General features: G+C 68.1%; 18 protein-coding genes. 2 read left to right on the top strand and 16 right to left on the bottom strand.

The window, feature by feature from the left end:
* Window positions 1-129 precede the first annotated feature (129 nt).
* The 11 genes from F0U63_RS17860 to F0U63_RS17810 form a co-directional block, all read right to left on the bottom strand.
* Window positions 130-768 carry a hypothetical protein gene (locus tag F0U63_RS17860; protein ID WP_395847123.1) on the bottom strand — a complete coding sequence of 213 codons (639 nt, stop codon included), beginning with the start codon at window positions 766-768 and terminating at the stop codon, window positions 130-132.
* A 158-nt stretch (window positions 769-926) separates the two neighbouring features.
* Window positions 927-3,569: a CARDB domain-containing protein gene (locus tag F0U63_RS17855; RefSeq protein WP_395847122.1), complete on the bottom strand. Its 2,643-nt coding sequence runs from the start codon at window positions 3,567-3,569 to the stop codon at window positions 927-929.
* 409 nt (window positions 3,570-3,978) lie between these two features.
* The gene (locus tag F0U63_RS17850; protein WP_395847121.1) at window positions 3,979-5,190 is read right to left on the bottom strand and encodes a GNAT family N-acetyltransferase; all 1,212 of its coding nucleotides are present in this window, start codon (window positions 5,188-5,190) and stop codon (window positions 3,979-3,981) included.
* Between the two features lie 31 nt (window positions 5,191-5,221).
* Window positions 5,222-6,397 (bottom strand): DegT/DnrJ/EryC1/StrS family aminotransferase, encoded by a 1,176-nt coding sequence (locus F0U63_RS17845; RefSeq protein WP_395847120.1) that lies wholly within the window; start codon window positions 6,395-6,397, stop codon window positions 5,222-5,224.
* Window positions 6,385-7,503: a GNAT family N-acetyltransferase gene (locus F0U63_RS17840; protein ID WP_395847119.1), complete on the bottom strand. Its 1,119-nt coding sequence runs from the start codon at window positions 7,501-7,503 to the stop codon at window positions 6,385-6,387. Before F0U63_RS17840 ends, F0U63_RS17845 begins: the two co-directional genes overlap by 13 nt.
* A gap of 141 nt (window positions 7,504-7,644) precedes the next feature.
* On the bottom strand, window positions 7,645-8,718 hold the full coding sequence (yvcK, locus tag F0U63_RS17835; protein WP_395847118.1) for a uridine diphosphate-N-acetylglucosamine-binding protein YvcK: 1,074 nt from the start codon (window positions 8,716-8,718) through the stop codon (window positions 7,645-7,647).
* A gap of 85 nt (window positions 8,719-8,803) precedes the next feature.
* Window positions 8,804-10,189 (bottom strand): sugar transferase, encoded by a 1,386-nt coding sequence (locus F0U63_RS17830; RefSeq protein WP_395847117.1) that lies wholly within the window; start codon window positions 10,187-10,189, stop codon window positions 8,804-8,806.
* 98 nt (window positions 10,190-10,287) lie between these two features.
* A complete protein-coding gene (locus F0U63_RS17825; RefSeq protein ID WP_395847116.1) occupies window positions 10,288-11,031 on the bottom strand; it encodes a CpsD/CapB family tyrosine-protein kinase in 744 nt (247 codons plus the stop codon).
* Between the two features lie 41 nt (window positions 11,032-11,072).
* Window positions 11,073-12,491 carry a GumC family protein gene (locus tag F0U63_RS17820; RefSeq protein WP_395847115.1) on the bottom strand — a complete coding sequence of 473 codons (1,419 nt, stop codon included), beginning with the start codon at window positions 12,489-12,491 and terminating at the stop codon, window positions 11,073-11,075.
* A gap of 26 nt (window positions 12,492-12,517) precedes the next feature.
* Window positions 12,518-13,705, bottom strand: a complete 1,188-nt coding sequence (locus F0U63_RS17815) for a hypothetical protein (protein ID WP_395847114.1) — start codon at window positions 13,703-13,705, stop codon at window positions 12,518-12,520.
* A gap of 60 nt (window positions 13,706-13,765) precedes the next feature.
* Entirely contained in the window at window positions 13,766-14,347 is a 582-nt protein-coding gene (locus F0U63_RS17810; RefSeq protein ID WP_395847113.1) for a polysaccharide biosynthesis/export family protein, read from the bottom strand.
* A 360-nt stretch (window positions 14,348-14,707) separates the two neighbouring features.
* Here F0U63_RS17810 and F0U63_RS17805 point away from each other — a divergent pair, with 360 nt between their 5' ends.
* Complete coding sequence (locus tag F0U63_RS17805) at window positions 14,708-14,905, top strand: hypothetical protein (RefSeq protein ID WP_395847112.1); 198 nt, start codon at window positions 14,708-14,710, stop codon at window positions 14,903-14,905.
* A 263-nt stretch (window positions 14,906-15,168) separates the two neighbouring features.
* On the opposite strand, the gene F0U63_RS17800 is transcribed toward F0U63_RS17805, so the two are convergent.
* The 5 genes from F0U63_RS17800 to F0U63_RS17780 form a co-directional block, all read right to left on the bottom strand.
* A complete protein-coding gene (locus F0U63_RS17800) occupies window positions 15,169-15,639 on the bottom strand; it encodes an NUDIX hydrolase (protein WP_395847111.1) in 471 nt (156 codons plus the stop codon).
* A 22-nt stretch (window positions 15,640-15,661) separates the two neighbouring features.
* Window positions 15,662-16,132, bottom strand: a complete 471-nt coding sequence (locus F0U63_RS17795; protein ID WP_395847110.1) for an NUDIX hydrolase — start codon at window positions 16,130-16,132, stop codon at window positions 15,662-15,664.
* 22 nt (window positions 16,133-16,154) lie between these two features.
* Window positions 16,155-16,625 (bottom strand): NUDIX hydrolase, encoded by a 471-nt coding sequence (locus tag F0U63_RS17790; RefSeq protein ID WP_395848381.1) that lies wholly within the window; start codon window positions 16,623-16,625, stop codon window positions 16,155-16,157.
* Window positions 16,625-17,965, bottom strand: a complete 1,341-nt coding sequence (locus F0U63_RS17785) for a DUF2380 domain-containing protein (protein WP_395847109.1) — start codon at window positions 17,963-17,965, stop codon at window positions 16,625-16,627. Before F0U63_RS17785 ends, F0U63_RS17790 begins: the two co-directional genes overlap by 1 nt.
* A 256-nt stretch (window positions 17,966-18,221) precedes the next feature.
* Entirely contained in the window at window positions 18,222-18,788 is a 567-nt protein-coding gene (locus F0U63_RS17780) for a VOC family protein (RefSeq protein ID WP_395847108.1), read from the bottom strand.
* 207 nt (window positions 18,789-18,995) lie between these two features.
* Here F0U63_RS17780 and F0U63_RS17775 point away from each other — a divergent pair, with 207 nt between their 5' ends.
* Window positions 18,996-19,556, top strand: a complete 561-nt coding sequence (locus F0U63_RS17775; RefSeq protein ID WP_395847107.1) for a TetR/AcrR family transcriptional regulator — start codon at window positions 18,996-18,998, stop codon at window positions 19,554-19,556.
* Window positions 19,557-19,635 lie beyond the last annotated feature (79 nt).

Raw genomic sequence — 19,635 nt, 5'->3', positions numbered from 1 at the left:
GTCACCCCCACGTGACTTCCTCCGGGAGCCCTCCCCGCGCACCGCGCCTCCCGGCCGACTCGAGGAGAAACCAGCCGGGAGGAAGTGACGGAGAGCCTCGGGGGGCGAGACGCCCGCCTGAAACAGCACCTAGTAGGTGACGATCTGGGGCGGCTGCTGCGTCGCGCCAAAGAAGTCAGGATAGATGGCTTCGAAGCGATTGCCCTGCGCGAGCGGGGGCGGCCAGCTGGTCGCGGGCGAATTCGACTTGATCGCATTCGTCCCCCCTTGCAAGTAGCCATACACTTCGAGGGAGCCCGGGTAGAGGGAGAGTTGGCTCAGGGACAAGGGGGACGGGTTCCACCATCCTCCGGTCGTCGACAGCGCAACCCCCTCCAGCTCCGCCACCCTCACGGAGCCCAAGGTGCTCGGGTTCAGATGGTGGATGCGGAGGAGATGCGAGCCAAACGAGAACCGTTCGTACACCTCATAGGAGTAGGCAATCGCGAGCCCCTCGGCACTGGCCGCGATCGCGATCCGCGGCTCGCTCACCGAGTCCACCAGATTGACGGTCTTGGGCGTCAGCGAACAGGTGTCAGGCGAAACCACCGCGCTCTGGAGCGAGACGCTGTAGGGAGTCTCGGCGTACGGATCATCCTCCCGGAGTACCTTGATCGTATAAGCACAGCCCTGCCAGGACACCTGCTTCGAGCTGATGACGGAATCGGCCTGGGCCGGTGAAGCGAGCAGTGCGACAATCCCAACGGCAATCGTTCCAACCATGCGCATGAGTGCGGCCTCCACTGGGGTAGGGCCGAGGATTCTATACGACTCGGGGTGAGAATCGCACGCGCTGGAAGTCACGTGGGCGTCACCCCCACGTGACTTCCTCCAGAAACCCTACCCGGATCGAGAAGAAGCCGGCCGGGAGGAGATGACGGGGAGCCTCAGGGGGAGATGTAGATCCACCCACCGAGCAGGCTGTTGTTGTCCGTGAACAGCTCGGGGTCACCCATCGGATTCACCACGGCCCCCACGTAGTAGAACCCTGGCATGTCCGGGTTCGCCGACGGCGGAGAGGCGTTCCCGGTGACGGACAGCGACTGGCACCAGCCGGGCTGGAGGACTTGCGTGCTCACCTCCCCCACGAGGACATCCTCGGACGGGCCCTGGGGCGAGGGAAGACCGAAGGTGGCGTTCGTGGACAGGAGCGCACGCACGCGGGTGCTCCCGGCCCGGGTGCCCTGGTTGCACACCTTCAGTTGGACCCCCAGGCTCTGACCACTTTTGACGAACACGGGACTCTCCAGCTCGGAGATGAAGAAGTCCGCCTCGAGGCCCACGCCCAGCCGGTAGCCCGAATGCACGTTGTTGTCCTCGATGAGTTCCGGAGTGGCGTTGTTCGGATCCACCACGGCGCCCAGGTAGAAGCCCCAGTCGCCCGGCCATCTCTGGGGCGAGCCAGAGGCCTGGCCGGAAATGGCCACCGTGACGCACTGGCCAGGGAGCACGGAGGGCACCGGCTGGTCCCCCACGACGACGTCCTCGGAAGAGCCAGACGAAGATGGGACACGGATGGACTCATCCTTGGACAGGAGCAGGAGCACGCGGGTGCTCTCGGCCCGGGTGCCCTGGTTGCACACCGCCACCTCGGCGGTGAGCGGCTGCCCGGGCTGCGCGCTGGCCGGGCCCTTCACCGAGGTGATGACGAAGTCCGCGCCAGCACCCACGCCCAGCCGGTAGCCCGAATGCGTGTTGTTGCCCTCGATGAATTCCGGGGTGACGTTGTCCGGATCCACCACGGCCCCCAGGTGGAAGGCCCGGACGTCCGGCCGACTCATGGGCGGGACCTGGGCGGGGCCGGAGAGGGAAACGGTGGCGCATTGGCCGGGGAAGAGCAGCTCCAGTTGTTTGGCATTGACGAGGGAGTCCTCGGAAGGCGCGGACGGCGAGGGGTAGCTGATGAATCCGTCCTCTGACAGCAACAGGGCGACGCGGGTGCTCTCGGCCACGGTGCCCTGGTTGCACACCGTCACCTGGGCGGTGAGTGGCTGCCCGGGTTCCACACTGGCCGGGCCCTTCACCGAGGTAATGACGAAGTCCGCGCCAGCGCCCACGCCCAGCCGGTAACCCGAGTGCGTGTTGTTGCCCTCGATGAGTTCCGGGGTGGTGTTGTCCGGATCCACCAGGGCCCCCAGGTGGAAGGCCCGTATGTCCGGCCCGCTCACCGGCGGAGGAGAAATGTTGCCGGAGAGGGACACCGTGGCGCACCGGCCCGGGCTCAAGGCGGGCACCTGCGCGACTCCCACGAGGACATCCCCGGAAGGCGCGGACGGAGACGGGACTTGAATGGACGCATCCTCGGACAGGAGCAGGGCCACGCGGGTGCCGCCGGCCTGGGTGCCCTGGTTGCACACCGCCACCTGGGCGGTGAGCGGCTGCCCGGGTCCCACGCTGGCCGGACCCTTCACCGAGGTGATGACGAAGTCCGCGCCACGGCCCACGCCCAGCAGGTAGCCCGGGTGCGTGTTGTTGTCCTCGATGAGCTCCGGGGTAGCGCTGACCCGTTCCACCACGGCGCCCAGGTGGAAGGCCCGCACGTCGGGCGAGTTCGTGGCCGGGGGCTGGGCCTGGCCAGGGACGAACACCGTGGAGCACTGGCCGGGAGCGAGTAGAGCCACCGGCGCATCACCCACGAGGGAGTCCCCGGAAGGCGCGGACGGAGACGGGATTCGAATGGACGCGTCCTCGGACAGGAGCAAGGACACGCGGCTGAAGTCGGCCTGGGTGCCCTGGTTGCACACCGTCACCTCGGAGGTGAACGACTGCCCGGGCAGCACGCTGGCCGGACCCTTCACCGAGGTGATGAAGAAGTCCGCGCCACGGCCCACGCCCAGCAGGTAGCCCGGGTGCGTGTTGTTGTCCTCGAAGAACTCCGGGATGGCGTTGTTCGGATCCACCACGGCGCCCAGGTGGAAGGCCCGGATGTCCGGCCGACTCGGGGGCGGAGGCTGAGCCAGACCGGAAACGGAGACCGTCGTGCACTGACCGGAGAAGAGCGGAGGCACCGCGGCCTCACCCACCAGGACATCCTCCAGAGGAGGACCGGCGGGAGACGGAAGACGGATGTTCGCGTCCTCGGACAGGAGCAGGGCCACGCGGGTGCCGCCAGCCTGGGTGCTCAGGTTGCACACCGTCACCTGGGCGGAGAGGGATTGTCCGGGCTGCACACTGGCCGGGCCCTTCACCGAGGTGATGACGAAGTCCGGTTGGAACCCGATTCCCATCGGAGCGCTGATGCGCGTGTCATTGCTCGGGTTTCCATCCTCGGGGGTCGAGATGCGTGCACCCACGTACCAGATGCCCTCGGAAGGAACCTGGGCGAACACAGTCGCCTTCTGCTTCCTGCATTCTCCGGGCGCCAGGATCGGGTCGAACTGCCCCACCCGCCTGTCCGTCTCCTCGGAGATGACGGTGTCCGAGGACAGGAACAACCCACCCCGCGCGGAGCCTGGCATGCCCCCCTGGTTGCAGATCGTGGCCGTGACCTCGAAGGAGAGTCCTGGATGGACACTGTGAGGAGTGCTCAACTCCGTCACCACGAAATCAGGTCCGGTGAGCAGTTGTTTCGCGGTCTCGTGTCCACCGCCAGGGAGCGGCTCCGGCGCTCCGCATCCCCAAATAGCCATCAAGGCAAGGGCACCAAGCCCCGCATTCATCCTGCGTTCATCCATGGGTCTTCACTCGTTCGGGAGGGGTTGAAGTGCGGCGGCGAACAACGTCGCGCCACGAGGCTCCCAGACGTGGATGATCACTGAGTATTTTATGGGAATTTTATTGAAAGCAAGACGCATGAGGCAACGCCTCAGCGCACTTCGCTCCCGCGGACTCAGATTACACGTTCACCTTCACGGGCACATGTGCCGGAAGTCATATGAGGAAGGGAAGGCCACGGACCCAACGCGCCTTCCCTTGCCCCCTGAACCCGCTCCGGGTGCCCTACCCGCGCACCGCGGACAACCGGCGCCGCAGCCGGCGCACGCGCTCGACGGCGTCCTGGGGCAACAGGCGCTTGGCCACTTCACGCACCTGCCGCATCCCCTGCTCGCGCCGCACGAACCACTCGCCATCCCCGCCGGGCGAGAGAATCCGCAGGGACACGGTTCTCCGCTGCTTCGTCGTCCAGTCCGACTTGTACGTCTCGGTGCCGCGCAGGAAGTCGTAATCGGTGAGCCCGGCCTCGAGGGCGTCGCGGAACGTCTCCCCCACGAGCACCAGCCCCACGCTGCGGTTGCGCCACGCCGGGTCATACCCCGACTGGAAATAGATGAACGAGCCGCCGTGGACAATGCCATACACCGAGGCCACCGCCTGGCCTCCCACCTTCATCGTGTACAGGCGCAGGCGCCCGCGCTCGGCGAGCAATTGCGTGGCATCCCGGTGGAAGGCCTCGACGCCCCGGCCGCGAATGCCCTGGGAGCCTCCGTCCGACTCCCAGCGCATGGCGTGCAACCGGAAGAAGTCCGTCAGCGGCGCGGCGAGCGCGCCCGGCGCCTCCGTCTTCTCGATGCGGTAGCCGTCCTGCTTCTCCAGCCACTTCTTGCGCCGCAGGTAGTTGTCCCGCCGGCTCGTGCGCTTGAGGAAGTCATCGAAGGACTCGCCCCGCCCCAGGGACTCGTAAGGGCAGACATAGCGCTCGGTCAGCGTCGTGCCCACGCCGTGCTTGCCAAAGGTCTCGCGCAGCACGCGCACCGTCACCGAGTCCTCGCGCAGGTCCGTCAGGTCGAGCACGTCCCACTGCTCCTTCAGCTCCCACAGGGCGGAGGCGAAGGTGCGCGCCACCTCCTCCTCCCGGCCGCGCCGCGCCACCACGTCCAGGTAGTCGCTGCCCACGTGCGACTCGCCCAGGAAGGCCAGCCGCCGGATGGGACGCCCCATCACCCAGTGGTAGTCGAAGCCCAGCGGCAGGAGCCCCACCAGCGCCCCGCTCCGGTCCCTCGCCTGCAACACGAAGGGCTGGCGATCGGTGCCGATCCGCCGGCACCACGGGTACAACCACTCCCACGCGTTGAAGGGTCCCGCCTGGCTGTCGTCCAGGAGCGCGTTCCACTCGGCGCGCATCCCGGCGAGTCCGGACGCGGTCCTCACGGTGGAGACCTCCAGCCACCGCGCGGGGCTGGGAGAGGGCATCAATTCCGCTTCGCGAATCACGGTGTCGACCTCATGTCTCGAGCCTGGGGCCTCAGCCCACGTTCTTTCGCTCGGGGCGCTCCAGCACCAGCGCGCCCCGCACCACGGTGGCCACCTCCGCCATGACCTCGGGCGTGAGATCCTGGTGGCAGGGCACCTCGACGATGGAGCGCCGCAGCTTCGCCACCTCGGGGAAGGCGGACGCGTCACACGCGGGATGGAAGTGCTTCCAGAAGTCGATGGCCTCGATGCCCCGCGCGCGCAGCCGCTCGAGCACATGCTCCTTGTTGTCCACCACCACCGGGTAGAACAGGGGGCAGACGCCCGGGGCGAGCTGGTTGAAGAGCGGCGCGGACACGTCGCGCAGCCGGCCGAGCAGGAAGAAGTAGTTGCGCCGCCGCCGCTCCACCACGGCCTCCAGGTCCTGCGCCTGGGCGATGCGGTGGGCGAAGGGGCTCATGCCCAGGTCCACGTGCCGCCGGTCGAAGTGCTGGGTGCCGGTGGCCACGCGCTCGATGTCCGCGGCCTTCACCGCGCCCTTGCCGAGCCCGCGCACCATGCCGCGCACGCTGCGACCGAAGGCCCCGCCGCGCAGCTCCAGGTTCTGCAGGAGCGAGGACACGGTATGGCTGAAGGTGGACGAGGTGGGAGGCAGGGGCGGCTCGGGCAGGCTGTACTGCCGGGCGCCGTTGACGGTGAGCGCCCCGCCGTGCGGCATGGGCAGCGTCTTGTACAGGCAGAAGATGCCAATGTCGCCCGTGGTGCCGAGCGGCACCGAGCCGTCCGCGCTCAGCAGCGATAGGGCGCAGTCCTCGATGAGCGGCAGGCCGTGCTTGTCGGCGATGCGGCGCATCTCCTCGACGGGGCCGGGAAAGCCCGCGTAGTGGATGAGGTAGAGCGCCTTCGTCTTCGGACCGATGCGCTTCTCCACGTCCTCCAGGTCCACGTCCCAGCGGCTGCCCACCCGGTAGAAGCGCGGCGTGGCGCCGGCGTCCACCACGGCCTCCACCTCCACGCCGTGGTGGTAGGCGGGCATGAGCACCTCGCCCGCGTCCAGCCCCAGCATCTTCACCGTCGTCCAGATGGCGTTGCGGGCGAAGTAGAAGTAGCGCACGTTGCGCGCGCTGAAGGGCATGAAGTGGCTCGGGGCCTTGCGCCCCGTCAACATGCTCGGCCACAGCGTGGGCAAGGCGGGAACGAACAGCTTGTCGATCTTCACCGCTTCCATCGCGCCATCACCTCCCGGGCCGCGGGGGCCCAGCGGAACTTGGCCGCGCACAACGCGCGGCCGAAAGCCGAGTCATTGAAAACGTAGAGCCAGGTGTGCCGGCGCACCTGGTCCGTCCAGTCGCGCTTCCACGACATGTCCGGTCCGAGGAAGTCGAACTCGCGCAGGCCGCGGCCGATGCACTCGCGCAGCACCTCCTCCATGAGGAGCTGCCCCGGGCTGCAATCCCCCAGCGTCTCGTCGTAGCCGGGCTTGAGCAGGAAGTAGCGCCCGCCGTACTCCAGCGAGTACTGGAAGGCGACCGCGCGCCCGTCCAGCCGCAGGTAGTACAGCGCCAGCCGGCCGTCATACGCCGCGGTGCGCGCCAGCTCCGAGTAGAAGCCCCGCGTGCGCCCGTCCTGCGCCATGGCCGTGCCACGCTGGCCCTTCCAGCCGCTCGCCTCCAGCGCGAAGCCCTCCTCCAGCTTCGCCTCCAGGTCGAGCCCGCCTTCCACGCGCTCCACCGTGACGCGGCCCTTCTCCTCCAGCTTGCGGCGCCGGCGGCGGCAGTTGGCCTTGAACTTGGACGACAGGCTCGCCTGGTACGCCTCCCACGTGGCCGGCAGCGGGATGTAGGGCGACTGCAGGGACTCCCACGTCCCCACGGGCATCCCCGCCCCCTTGGCCGCCTCGTACAGGTGCCAGCCCGCGCCCCCCTCGGGCACGTCGGTGAGCCGCAGCACGTCCCAGCCCTTGTCCGCCCGCAGGTGCGCGAAGAAAGCGGCGGCGGCCTCGGCGGGCTCGCGCGCCACCAGATCAAAGCGGCACGAGTGCGGGTTGGCCGTGGCGGAGAGCTGCCGCGCCGGCACCCCGTACAAGGAGGCGCGCTCGGCCATGAGCGGCAGCACCGCCGTGAGCCGCCCCTCCCCGTCGCGCAGCGTGAGCACGCGCAGGCGGGCCTCGGGGGCGAAGTCGTCGATCCAGATGCGGAAGAACTCGTGCCGGTAGAAGGGCTCGTCGGCCGTGGCCTGCACGAGCGCGTTCCACTCCGGCTCCAGCGCCATGAAGGCGGCGCGATCCGTCACCTCGACGACGCGGGGCGAGGGAGTGAGCTGTCTGGCTTCCATGGGATTATCCGGCTCCTGACACGGCGCGGCCCGAGGCCTCGTGCGCCGCAAGTTGGTAATGGACGCGGCGGCCCACAAGCCACGCGCGCCTGATTCATCCAGTCGTGGCCGGGCGAACACAGAGCTGCCCGGCGGTCTCTCTCAGATTCCCGAGCGGGCCATCTTCAGCAGGCAGCGCGTCACCTTGCGGCCGTCATGCCGGATGCGCGAGCCTTCCTTGAGCAGGTCCGCCTCCACGGGAATGACGCCGACGTCGATGAGGGCGCGGCGATCCACCCGGACGGGCGTGGAGCCCTTACGGGCGTAGCGGCGCACGGCCTCCTCGCAGGGGGTGGTGCCGTTGACGAGCACCGCGTCGAGCACCGGCCCCACATGGTCGAGGACGGCGCGCACGTGGTCCAGGCAGTCCATGCCGTCCGTCTCGCCCGGCTGGGTCATGAGGTTGGCCACCATGACCTTGAGCGCGCGCGTCTCGCGCAGGGCCTGGGCCACCCCGTCCACCAGCAGGTTGGGCATGACGCTGGAGTACAGCGAGCCCGGCCCGATGACGATCATGTCCGCGGTGCGGATGGACTCGAGCAGCCCGTCCACCGGCGCCGGGGCGCTGGGGCTCAGCTGCACCTTGCGGATGCGGCCCCGGGCGCGGCAGATGTTGCTCTCGCCCACCACCTCGGTGGAGTCCTCCATCTGGGCCACCAGGTGCACGGGGGCCAGGGTGCTCGGCAGCACACGGCCCTTGGCGCCCAGGAGCGTGCCGGACACGCGCACCGCCTCCATGAAGTCGCCCTTGAGCTCGGCGAGCGCGGAGATGAGCAGGTTGCCCACCGCGTGGCCCGCGAGCCCCTTCTTGCCGGCGAAGCGGTATTGGAACACCTCGCTCAGCGGGCCCTTGCCCTCGGCGAGCGCCACGAGGCAGTTGCGCACGTCCCCGGGAGGCAGCGCGCCGCGCGTGCGGCGCAGGCGGCCGGAGCTGCCTCCGTCGTCGCTCATGGCCACCACCGCGGTGAGATCCAACCCGGGCTCGCCTGGCTTCGGCGTCGCGCGCCGGGCCAGGCCCTTGAGCACCATGGGCAGTCCCGTTCCACCCCCCATGGCCACGATGCGCGTGGGCCTCAGCTCGAGCGCCTGCCGCAACTCGTTCTGCTCACCCGCCTGCTTCGCCGCGTCCGACCGCGTGCTCCACGTCTCGTCGAGAACCGAATCCGACTCGATCATGTCCCTACCCCCTTCGACGCCCATCCAAGAAAAACGAGCCGCCGGGCCCCCCGGCGGCGCTCCAGCCCGTACCACTCCGCTCGCTCTACCGCGCTCCTCGCGCGAGCAGTACGTGCCTCACGGTGTGGAAGATGATGCTCATGTCCAGGAAAAGCGAGCCGTTCTTCACGTAGTACAGATCGAATTCCAACTTGTTGCGCGCGTCCTCCACCGAGGCCCCATAGGGGTAGCGGATCTGCGCCCACCCGGTGAGGCCCGGCTTGACGGCCTCGCGCAGCGCGTAGAACGGAATCTGCTGCTTGAGTTGCTCGATGAACACCGGACGCTCGGGCCGCGGGCCCACGAAGCTCATGTCGCCGGTGAGGATGTTGAGCACCTGGGGAATCTCGTCGATGCGCGTCTTGCGGATGAAGCGGCCCACGCGGGTGACGCGATCGTCGTTGGTGCGCGCCCACACCGCGCCGTCCTTCTCCGCGTCGGTGCGCATGCTGCGGAACTTCCACAGCCAGTAGGACTTGCCGTTGAGGCCCGTGCGCTCCTGCCGGTAGAAGAGCGGCCCCTTGGAGTCGAGCTTGATGGCGGCCATGACGATGAGCAGGAAGGGCGCCGCGCAGATGAGCAGCGTGCTGGCCACGAGGATGTCGAAGACGCGCTTGGCGGCGCGCCGGGCACCCGACACTGTCAGCTCGTCGGCGAAGGCGAAGTCGCTGGTGCGCAGGTGCGTCACCGGAATCCGGCGCAGCACGCGCTCGCAGAAGCCGGCGGCCTCGTACACCCGGCGCCCGTCCAGACGGCAGCGCAGGAGCGCGTCCATCCAGTTGGCCCCGCGCATGTCGTCCGCGGCCTGCACCACGAAGTCCGCCTTGAGCCGCTCGGCCGTGACGTTGACGGGCTCGAGCTCCTGGGAGCCCATGCGCGGCCGGCGGGGATCCACCATGGCCACCACGTGGAAGCTGTCCTCGCCGCCCTGCTCGATGGCGGTGGCGAGCGCGCGCGCCTTGAGGCCGTCGCCCACGATGAGCACCCGGCTGGGTCCGCCCACCACGGCGCGCAGCGAGTAGCGCACCAGGCCCGTTCCCACCAGCGCGCCCACGGCCCCGCCCAGGAGCGCCCCGGGAGGCAGATGGATGGGCAGCACCGCCGGCGCCACCAGCATCAGCAGCCCGACCACGGCCGTGGTCACCCCGGCCGCCTTGAGCAGCCGGGCGCCCCGGCCCCGGTCCTCCGCCGCCACCCTCAGGTCATACAAATCCATGAGGTAGAGCGAGAACTGGAACGTGGGGACGAACGTCACCCCCAGCAGCATCAGCCCCGTCATGGAGCGGGCCAGCGCGAGGCTACCGTCCGCCGGTGCCAGCATCCGCGCACACGCCATCGCGCCGAGAACACAGGCCAGGGCGATCGCGGCTCCCTCGATGAGGAACAGGGTCAGCTTCCTGGCTGAAAAATAGTGATGGAATACCCGAAGCACGTATCTCCTCCGTCCGCCCACGCCAACGCAGTCCACACACCTCACGCACTTCTGGCCACGGGGGATACCTGCTCCCCCGTGGCCGGATGTCCGTGGCGCTACTTCTTGTTGCTGCTGTATTCCTTCAGGTAGGGCGCGGCGCTCATCTCCGCGCCGTTGAGCACGCAACCCAACACTGGCGCCCCGCCCAGCTGCTCCATGGCCTGGGTGACCGTCTTGGCCTGGGAGTGGTGGGCGCGCACCACCATGAGCAGGCCGTCCGTCTGGTGACCGAGGATGGACGCGTCCGCGAAGGGCAGCGTCGGCGGCAGGTCCACGTAGATCTCATCGAAGTGGTCGCGCACCAGCTTGAGGAACTGCTTCATCCGGGCGCTGGCCAGCGCCTGGGTGGGCTCCTCGGGCGTGCCACCCGCGGTGATGACCGCCATGCGCGTGGCGTGGAAGCGGCGCACCAGCTCGCGCACCTCGCACTCGCCGGAGAGCAGCTCGGAGAGCCCGGGGCGGCCCCGGATGCCGAGCACCTGGGCCACCTGGCCCCGGCGCAGGTCCGCGTCGATGAGCAGGATGCGGCGCTCGGGGTTGGCCCGGGCGGCGGCCAGGGCGAGGTTCACCGTCGTCACCGTCTTGCCCTCGCCGGGCATGGCCGAGGTGACCCCCACCACCTTCAGGGGGCGCAGCTCGCGCATGCGCTCCAGCCTGTAATAAAGACTGCGGTACTGCTCGGCCGCGATCGAGGCGGGCGCCGTGAGCGACACCACCCGATTGTCCACCGCGTTCGGCGAACCCGCGGACTCATCCACGCGGGGAAGGAAGTTCCCCGCCCGTTCCATGGTCTTTTCCATCTTGTTTCCCTCGGAGCCCGTGTTGTTCATCCGAAAATCCCCTAGTTGAGAGTCGAGTCCGTCGAGTTGGGAGGCACCACGTTGCGAGCCCCGGTCGCGGGCATCAGCACCCGCTTCTCCACCTTCCCTTGCATGTTCGGGACCACCGCCAGGACAGGCAGGGGCAGACGGTCACGCAGCTCCTGGGTGTCGCGGATGCTGTCGTCGCGCATCTCGAGCACCACACCGGTGAGGAGTCCCAGGCCCAGCGCCACCAGCAGGGCGATGAGCAGGCCGCTCACCCGGTCGGGCCTGGCGGCGATGGCCGGCACGGAGGCCGGGGAGACGACGTGGAAGAGGTCCTCGGCGCCGCGCAGCTCCAGCTCTTGCGCCAGCTCGGCCTCCACCCGGCGCGACACCACGCTCTGGTACTTCGTGCGGGCGATCTCGTAGTCGCGCTGCAGGACACCCAGCTCATGGGCCCACTTCGGGGTGCGGTCCAGGCGCTCCTGGTAGGACTTCGCCTGCTGGTGCAGCTCCTCGATGTCCTTCTGGATGGCGGCGATGAGGCTCGTCACCCGGGTGCGCTCCTGGCGCTCGGCCCACTGGCGGCCCTCGGCGTCCTTGCGCTTGGCCGTCATGGAGGAGAGCTCCTGGTCCAGACGCTTCACCTCGGGGTGATCCGCCGTCCAGGACGTGCGGGCGGCCACCAGCTCACGGGTGAGGCCACTCTCGGCGGCCTCGAGCCGGCCCGCCTCGCTGTCCGCGGCATTGCGAGCCCGGGCCAGGTCGGAGCGGCGGGCCTCGGCGACACGCAGCTCCTCGGACTTGGTCTGCAGGAGGGCACCCACGCGCTCGAGGCCCCGCATGTTCATCTCCAGCTGCTCGGGCAGCTCCCCGATGTGGGCCACCTTGAACTGGGCGATCTTCTTCTCCCAGCCCGTCACCGTGGCGGACAGGGCGGTGATCTCGTCCTCGAAGAGCTTGGTGGCGCGCGCCGCCTGGGTCTGACGCGACTTGAGCGTCTCCTCGGCGAAGAGCTGCGGCAGGCGGTTGGCCACCTGGGCCGCCACGTTGGGATCCGTGCTGGCGTAGACCAGCTCGAAGGCGCTCTCCCCCTCCACGCGCACGGTGATGTCCTTGCGCATGCGGACGATGGCCGCCTCCATGCCCTTCTCCGACACGATGTCCGGATAGAGGTTCATCTCCTCGATGGCCTTCTGAAGCACCGGCCGGGACATCAGCTCCTGACGCACGGTGAGCAGCCGCTGCTCGACGAGCTCGCTCACGGTGCGCTGCACCATCTCCTCACCGGGGCGCTGCGGCTGCACACGCACCACCGCCGTCGCCTCGTACACATTGGGCTGCACCATCACGATCGCAGCGCCCACCGCGAAGACCGCCAACACAATGGCCCCGACCAACACCTTGCGGCGCCACAGTGCCTTCAGCACCTGGTCTGCCGTCATCCCACGCTCCATGTGCGCTCCTCCTGATTCCATTGGTGTCACCACGCCGTCATGTGCAAGCGAAGCGCCGCCACATTCCGGGAAAGGTTCACATCCGCCGCGGCCTCACCCATACCCACCTGTGCGATGCGATCCACGGCGGCCTGCACCGACACGTACCGATTCACCTCGAACTCGAACCCCGCGCTCAGCGTGTAGCCCTGAGACACGTTGGTGCCCACATCCCACCGGAAGGCGTCCTCTCCCGGGGCCCTGCCATTGCGGAAGAAGCTGGCGGCCGCGAACATCTGCGCCCGCTGGCTGAAATGCTTGTTGAACGTCAGTCCCGCGTAGTCCGCCCACAGCGTGTTGGAGAAACCACTGGCGCCCACCAGGTCGTGGCCGAGGATGAGGCCCAGATCGAAGGTGCCGCGCTCGTGCAGCACCTCCAGCTTCATCCGCGGCATCCACCCCCGGGTTCCGTCCTCACCGCGGAAGGCCACCGGTCCGCCGCGCAGCGTGGCGGTGGTATGGCGCGCCAGCCGATAGCGCAAGGCGCCGAAGAGGCCGTGCGCCTGATCCATGCTGTCGCCGTAGAGGAACGCCTGGTAGCGGTACTCCGCGCCCAGCCACAACCGCGGCGCGGTGCGCACCCAGGTCTCCAGATAGGGCGTGTGGACGAAACCCGCCACACTTCCCGGAGAGAGCACCCGCACTCCCTCGAAGGCATACCCCGCCGCCACGTCCACGCGCCGGCTCACCCGGTTGGTCACCGACAGCTTGGACGCGCCGTAGAGGACGGGCTGGTTGGTGCGCGCCACGCTCTCGCGCGGCAGGGACCGGGGATCCGTCACCCGGAAGATGCTCCCGGAGGCCTCCACCCGCAGGCGGCGCGAGAGCAGCTTGCGCACCGTCAATCCGGCGCGGTGATCCAACGACACCGTTCCGCTGCCGTGGCGCAGCAGGAGATCCGCCGCGTAGAAGCTCTCGAGCTTCAGGGTGCGATCCTTCACGTCCAGCCCCACGCGCGGCGTGACCTTCGACATGAGCTGGCCCGTGGGCGTGGTGCCCAGGGCGCCGCCAGTGGGAGCATCGGGAGCCACCACCGGGTTCAGGCGGAAGTCATCGTCGTAGCGCTCCTCCAACGACACCCGGAGCCGAGGCTCCACCAGCGTGGCGCCGAGCGCCGCCGGGGAGGTCCCCGCCACCGCCACCGCCGCCAGCCATTTCTTCCATCCTCCGCTCATGGCACCCCTCCGTCCCCTCACTCCGACCCGACCGCTTCCCACGCTCCACCGTCCCCTCGCCTACGGCACGACGATGGTGTCGCCAGGGCGCAGATCCAGCGGCTCGTTGTTCTTCGCGTCCTCCACCAGCTCGCTGTAGCTCACCGGAATGGGCTCGCCCTCGGCGCCCTGGCGGCGCAGCACCACGATGCCGTCGCGATCCGCGAAGTCCGTGAAGCCGCCGGCCAGCGCGATCGCCTGGAGCACCGACACCCGGCCGCGCAGCGGATAGGCCCCGGGATGTGCCACCTCACCGGTGATGAAGACGCGGGTGCTGTTGACCTCGCGGACGATCACCGTCACGCGCGGATCCTGCACGTAGGGCTTGAGCGACTCGCGGATCTGATCCGACAGCTCGACGGGCGTGCGCCCCTCGGCCCTCACCTCACCCACCATCGGCAGGGAGATGAAACCATCCGGCCTCACCGGCAGCGTGCGCGACAAGTCCCCATCGCGCCACACCGCCACATCCAACACATCCTCCCGGCCGATGCGGTACGGCTGGTCCGAGTTGTTCACCGGCCGCGTGGCCTGGTGAGCACAGCCCGACGACAGGAGGAGCATCCCCACCACCGCCCACGATTTCGCGCCCATCATTCCCATGCTCGCCTCTCCCCGAAGTTCCCGGCCCGTTCTGTTCAGGGGCCTTGTGTTCGGGAAGGGCCATAAGCAGGGGCTGTGCCAAGGACCGTGGGGAAGGAAAGTCCCCGGATCCTCATGGGTTACGCGCTACCCCCTTGGGGAAAGGTTTGGGATGTCCGGGAAAAAATTCCGACCTCGGCCTTCAGGACGTACCAGATTCAGGGCGTGCTTGCTGCCCGGACAGGGAAAACCCTTTCCCATTCAGTTCGGGACTTTTTCCCTTCCCCTGGGAGCGACGCGTGGCACGCCGATTGAAGTGACCTTGGGCGCGGAACACAGACCTGGAAGGGTCCAGGCTGAAGAACACCGGCGGGGGCAACAATGAGCAAGGCGGCGGCGGGAGCGGTGATCGCGATGTTCACGGTGGGCGCGGGCGTGATGACGATGTTGGGCTCGGTGCTGGGCGCGTATGCGGAGCCGGCCACGGTGGCGATGCTGGGCGCGGGCCTGTTCGCGGGCAGCTCCATCCTCAATGGCTTCAAGGACACGGCCTCGGCGGGCGTGGCGAAGGAGGCCTGAGAAGGCTGTAGAGCGGGAAAAATTTCTGCCCCCTGGTACAGGGGGAATGCAGGAAAGCGAAGACACGGGCCCCTTACCCGGTCCGTGGCCACCCCGGGAGAAGACGCGCCGTGCTTCGCGGCGTGCCTCCTGGGACGGATAGCAGGCGAGCGGACGGCACATCGCTCGACGGCTCGCCCCTATGAGAGGGGGCTGAGCTGTCGTTGCGGCCGAGGGCTTCGCGGAGCGAGGACCTACGTACAAAGGCTTCGCGCGTGGCGAGCTCAGACTTCCTCGTCAGGGAGCAGCGTACGCAGCAATTCGTCGTCGGGCCCGAGGGGACGCCAACCGGGGGGCGGTGGGGTGGCGAGAAGTGCGTCGCCGACCTTCTTCGCGCGCTCCTCATGGGTTTTTGGCGTGTAGGTACTCCAACGAGCGAGTGCCACGGCAACCTTGAGGCGGTTTGCGTCGTCAAGAACAGCTGGCCAACCGTTCGGGAGACGTTGAGACAATTCGCGCACGAGTTGCCCGCGTACCAACCACGTGACCTTGTGGCTTTGCTCCGCCTCGGCAACCAACCCGCTGAACACCTGCACTGCCGCGATGTCCTCCTCGCCAAGCTCATCCGCCAGTGCCACCAGCGAAGCGGTGGGGCGCGCCTCAGCGAAGGCGGTGAGGGACTCATAACCACGTTCGCGAACCCGCTCATACAGGCGCGCCTTCACATTGCCATGCCAGGCACGTCCGTCGCTCATGGTCCTCTCCAGGAGGTGAAGTTCAAACTTCCTCGTCGGGCAGGAGCGTGCGCAGCAATTCGTCGTCAGGTCCGAGGGGGCTCCAACCCGGGGGCGGTGGGTTAGCGAGAAGCGCGTCGCTGACCTTCTTGGCGCGCTCCTCATGGGTTTCTGGGGTGAAGGCGATCCACACGCCAAGTGCATGGGCGACATCGAAACGATTTGCGTCGTCCAGCACAGTCGGCCAGCCCTTGGGGAGACACGCGCGCAATTCGCGCACGAGTTGTCCGCGCACAAGGCGTGTGACCTGATGGTTCCGCTCTGCTTCGGCCACCAATCCACTAAACACCTGCACTCCGGCGACGTCGTCCGGACCGAGCTCCTCGGCCAGCTCCACCAGCGAAGCTGTAGGGCGGGCCTCTGCGAAGGCGGTAAGCGAATCATAACCGCGCTCGCGAACCCGCTCATACAGGCGCGCTTTCACATTGCCCTCCCAGGAACGGTCCTTGCTCATCTTCCACTCCAAGGGGTGAAGTTCAGCATTCCTCGTCAGGCAGGATCGTGCGCAGCAATTCATCGTCGGGCCCGAGGGGGCGCCAGCCAGGCGGCGGTGGCGTAGCTCGGAGAGCTGCACGGGCCTGCTTGACGCGCTCTTTATGCGTTTCTGGGGTGTAGGCGGTCCATGTGCCAAGCGCCATGGCAACCTCTCCAAGGCTTGCGTCGTCAAGCACAGCCGGCCAGCCCTTGGGGAGACTGTCGGACAATTCACGCACAAGCACGTCGCGAACAAAGCGCGTCACCTGCTTGCGCTGCTCGGCTTCAGCAAGCAATCCGCTCAACACCTGCACGGCTGCAACGTCGTCCTTTCCAAGCTCTTCGGCCAGCAAGTACAACGGGACGGCAGGGCGCGCCTCGGCGAAGGCGGTGAGGGAATCGTAACCTCGTTCGCGAGCCCGCTCGTACAGGCGCGCCTTCACGTTGCCCTGCCAAGCACGTCCGTCGCTCATCATCCTCTCCAGCGGGTGAAGTTCATCGGGACCTTATAGTCCCGCATACGCCTCGCGACGTTCTTCAGGATCTCGTTCCGCGTCAACATCCGGCCAGCTTCGGCCTCTGCCTCGTACAGCGACTCCATGATCATCCGGTTCCATTCGCCGGGCCATTGGCGGCCCAGCTTCCAGTGTCCACCGCCGTGGATGGCCTCGTGGTGAGCCTGCTCCAGCTTGACGCAGAATTCGTCGATATCCATCTCGCCGGTGAAGCCGCGCCTCTCGAACCACGCGCGGAACTCCTTGGGCATGACGTGGTGCCGCGGCGGCTCGGCCATGCCAGCCCCCGTCTTGCCCGTCTCGTGCATGGCCCCCACCTCGGGCCCATCTCCCAGCGCGTCGCGCACACCCCTCGGCAGCTCGCCGTGCGCCCGCGCCAACATCACCTGGCCCGCCTGAATCCGCACGGCGGCGCTGACGACGGGCAGTGAGAGGACGCCCGCGCGCACCAGGTGCCGCATCATCTCCACCCACTCGGCGGAGACCACCATCCGCGTGCCCATCATCACGCCGTCGCCGCCCACCGCCAGGCCGATGCCGGCCAGGGCGGGAGCGGACGGAGGCACCGAGGGCAGCGCGAACCTCATCGTCGAGAGCATCGTGGCCGTCTCGATGGCGTCCTTGAGCACCAGCGCTTTCTGGAAGTTCTCCGCCGCCACGCGCATTCTCTCCACGGTGGCCGCGAATTCCTCCGTGAGGTGGCCTACCAGCGGGGGCACGTCTCGAGCCGCGGCCTCCACCTGACCGTGCTCCCGGGAGGAGAGTGCCGTCATGGCGGGCTCGAGCATCTCCTGCCAGCGCCACATGTCCACGAACATCATCTCCACGCTGTAGAAGTGCTGGGTGAGCACGGCGTCGGCGAGGTGGAGGAAGTCGACCCAGGCGGCGAGCAGGAGCGAGCCGAGCATGGCGGCCTCGAGCCGTGGGCCGGCGAGGCGCAGCAGGGCGAGCTGCATGTCCGGGTCCTCCACCTCCGAAGCGGAGTTGGCCAGCCGGGTGGCGTCGGCGAGCTGGGCGTCCATCCACCGCAGTTGCCCGACGCCGAAGTCCACGTAGCGGACGAAGGCGCCGTTGCCGTCGCCAATACCGCGTCCACGGGCCTTGAGCCTGGAGAACTCGCCGGAGATGCGGCGGGTGGCGCCAGACACTTCGCGAAGGGCACCGCGAAACGCCAGTTGAGCCGCGAGGGCCCTCTGCCGCACCTCCCTCCCCGCGCTGTCCGGGCCCGCTGCCACCTCCTCACGGGAGGCCAGCTGGACAGGCCCCGTGGCCTCACCCGGCGTATAGCGAAAGCTCATCCCCATGCCGGACGATGCGGAGAGTGACCCGCAGCCGGTGGACAACAGGGCCAGAGTGAGCAGAAGGCCCACCCACCGTGCCCACGAAGGCGAATGCCCCCGGGTGCGGCACGCCCACGCCTTCCGCATGCGGTACTGGGAGGCCATTGGATACCCCGTTGTCAGCGCTTCGGTTCACGACCTGATCGCGACGCAGAGGAAGTATGCACGCTCCCCCACCCAAGAACTCGACCACTTCAGCCTCGGGTTCTGTCCCTCAGCGGAAGAATTCCGCGGGCACGGTCTCGAAGCCGCGCGGCTCGGCGCTCGAGTGCGCCTTCGCCAGGTCCGAAGCACTCTCCCCCGCGCGCAGGCGGCGGAGCAGCTCGCGAGGCTCGATGTCGACACCGATTGGATTGCTCCCGTAGACCTCCGACTTCATGAAGCGCGCCGCGTCTTCCATTCGCGCGAAGTTGTCGACCTGCAGCTCGATGTGATTGCCATCCGGATCGCGGTAATAGAGCGACGTCGTCGGGCCATGATTGACGCTCCAGAACGGAGTGATACCGGCGTGCTCGAGGCGCTCGTACGTGGTGAGCAGCCCGGCAAGGTCCGCGTAGGTGAAAGCGACGTGCTCCAGGCCGCGCGTCTTCGGCCCGGGCTGCTCGGTGGCTCCCGTATTCACGATGCCGATGCGGTGGTGCTCGTCGTCGTAGGCGATGAAACACACCTGGCCATTGTCGTAGGACACGCTCGCTTCGAGCACCTCGAGGTACCAGTCCCGCATCTGCTGGAAGCGGCCGGTCTTCAGGACGATGTGGGCAAGCTTCGAGGGTGAACTCATCGTATTGGTCTCCTGGGAAAAGCAACGTCACCGTTGCCTTTTCCGATGTAACCGGGAGGTGGGCGCATCGCAACGGTAGCGTTGCGATTTTTCCGGAGGCCGGGTACCTTCAAATCCATGAGGAGGAGGGACAAAGAGGAGTCCAGGCCCCCAGCCCGGCCCAAACAGCTTCGCGGAGAGGACCTCGAGGAGAAGGTGCTCGGGGTCGTGTTGAGCGAGCTGGACCGGGTGGGCCACGAGAAGCTCGCCTTCGAGCAGGTCGCCGCGCGAGCGGGCGTGAACAAGGTCACGCTCTACCGGCACTGGCCCACGAAACTGGAGCTCATCCGGGCCGCGGTGCTGCGCGTCGCGGACGAGACACCGTCCCGGCCCGATACCGGGACGCTCCGGGGTGACCTCCTCGAGCAGTTCCGCGTCCTGCGCGCCCAGGCTCGCGAGCCCTCACGCCGCGCGGTCTTCCGGTTGCTGTTCAATGCGAGACCGGGAGATCCCATCGGAGAACTCATCCACGAACTCCGGAGAGAGAGGGATGCCCGGGCAATGCTCCTCTACGAGCGCGCCATCGAGCGCGGCGAGCTGCGGCCGGACACTGACCCCCGGCTCCTCCACGGCCTGCTCTTTGGCTCCGTGCTCAGCCTCGAGATGCTCCGCTGGGGTGACGAGGAGAGCGCGCCCCTGGAAGCCGTCATCGATCTCGTGCTCTCCGGCGCACAGCCTCCCGCCAAGGCAGGGCAGCGCCGCCCGGCGCGCGATACGCACGCTCGCTGATCCGCTACGGTGGCATGGCAAGTCCCCCGTTCGCGGAGGACGTCCACATCCGAATTCCCGGACAGCTGGCGCTCGTGCT

It is taken from the genome of Cystobacter fuscus (genome assembly GCF_044360685.1).
GTDB classification, from domain to species: domain Bacteria; phylum Myxococcota; class Myxococcia; order Myxococcales; family Myxococcaceae; genus Cystobacter; species Cystobacter fuscus_C.
The sequence above is the reverse complement of the archived record's forward strand: the minus strand, read 5'-3'. Positions and strand labels throughout refer to the sequence as shown.

Excerpts from the sequence above, each read along its gene's own strand:
- F0U63_RS17860 (WP_395847123.1), bottom strand. The coding sequence starts at position 768 with ATGCGCATGGTTGGAACGATTGCCGTTGGGATTGTCGCACTGCTCGCT.
- F0U63_RS17845 (WP_395847120.1), bottom strand. The coding sequence starts at position 6,397 with ATGGAAGCGGTGAAGATCGACAAGCTGTTCGTTCCCGCCTTGCCCACG.
- F0U63_RS17840 (WP_395847119.1), bottom strand. The coding sequence starts at position 7,503 with ATGGAAGCCAGACAGCTCACTCCCTCGCCCCGCGTCGTCGAGGTGACG.
- yvcK (WP_395847118.1), bottom strand. The coding sequence starts at position 8,718 with ATGATCGAGTCGGATTCGGTTCTCGACGAGACGTGGAGCACGCGGTCG.
- F0U63_RS17825 (WP_395847116.1), bottom strand. The coding sequence starts at position 11,031 with ATGGAAAAGACCATGGAACGGGCGGGGAACTTCCTTCCCCGCGTGGAT.
- F0U63_RS17820 (WP_395847115.1), bottom strand. The coding sequence starts at position 12,491 with ATGGAGCGTGGGATGACGGCAGACCAGGTGCTGAAGGCACTGTGGCGC.
- F0U63_RS17815 (WP_395847114.1), bottom strand. The coding sequence starts at position 13,705 with ATGAGCGGAGGATGGAAGAAATGGCTGGCGGCGGTGGCGGTGGCGGGG.
- F0U63_RS17810 (WP_395847113.1), bottom strand. The coding sequence starts at position 14,347 with ATGGGAATGATGGGCGCGAAATCGTGGGCGGTGGTGGGGATGCTCCTC.
- F0U63_RS17805 (WP_395847112.1), top strand. The coding sequence starts at position 14,708 with ATGAGCAAGGCGGCGGCGGGAGCGGTGATCGCGATGTTCACGGTGGGC.
- F0U63_RS17800 (WP_395847111.1), bottom strand. The coding sequence starts at position 15,639 with ATGAGCGACGGACGTGCCTGGCATGGCAATGTGAAGGCGCGCCTGTAT.
- F0U63_RS17795 (WP_395847110.1), bottom strand. The coding sequence starts at position 16,132 with ATGAGCAAGGACCGTTCCTGGGAGGGCAATGTGAAAGCGCGCCTGTAT.
- F0U63_RS17790 (WP_395848381.1), bottom strand. The coding sequence starts at position 16,625 with ATGAGCGACGGACGTGCTTGGCAGGGCAACGTGAAGGCGCGCCTGTAC.
- F0U63_RS17785 (WP_395847109.1), bottom strand. The coding sequence starts at position 17,965 with ATGAGCTTTCGCTATACGCCGGGTGAGGCCACGGGGCCTGTCCAGCTG.
- F0U63_RS17780 (WP_395847108.1), bottom strand. The coding sequence starts at position 18,788 with ATGAGTTCACCCTCGAAGCTTGCCCACATCGTCCTGAAGACCGGCCGC.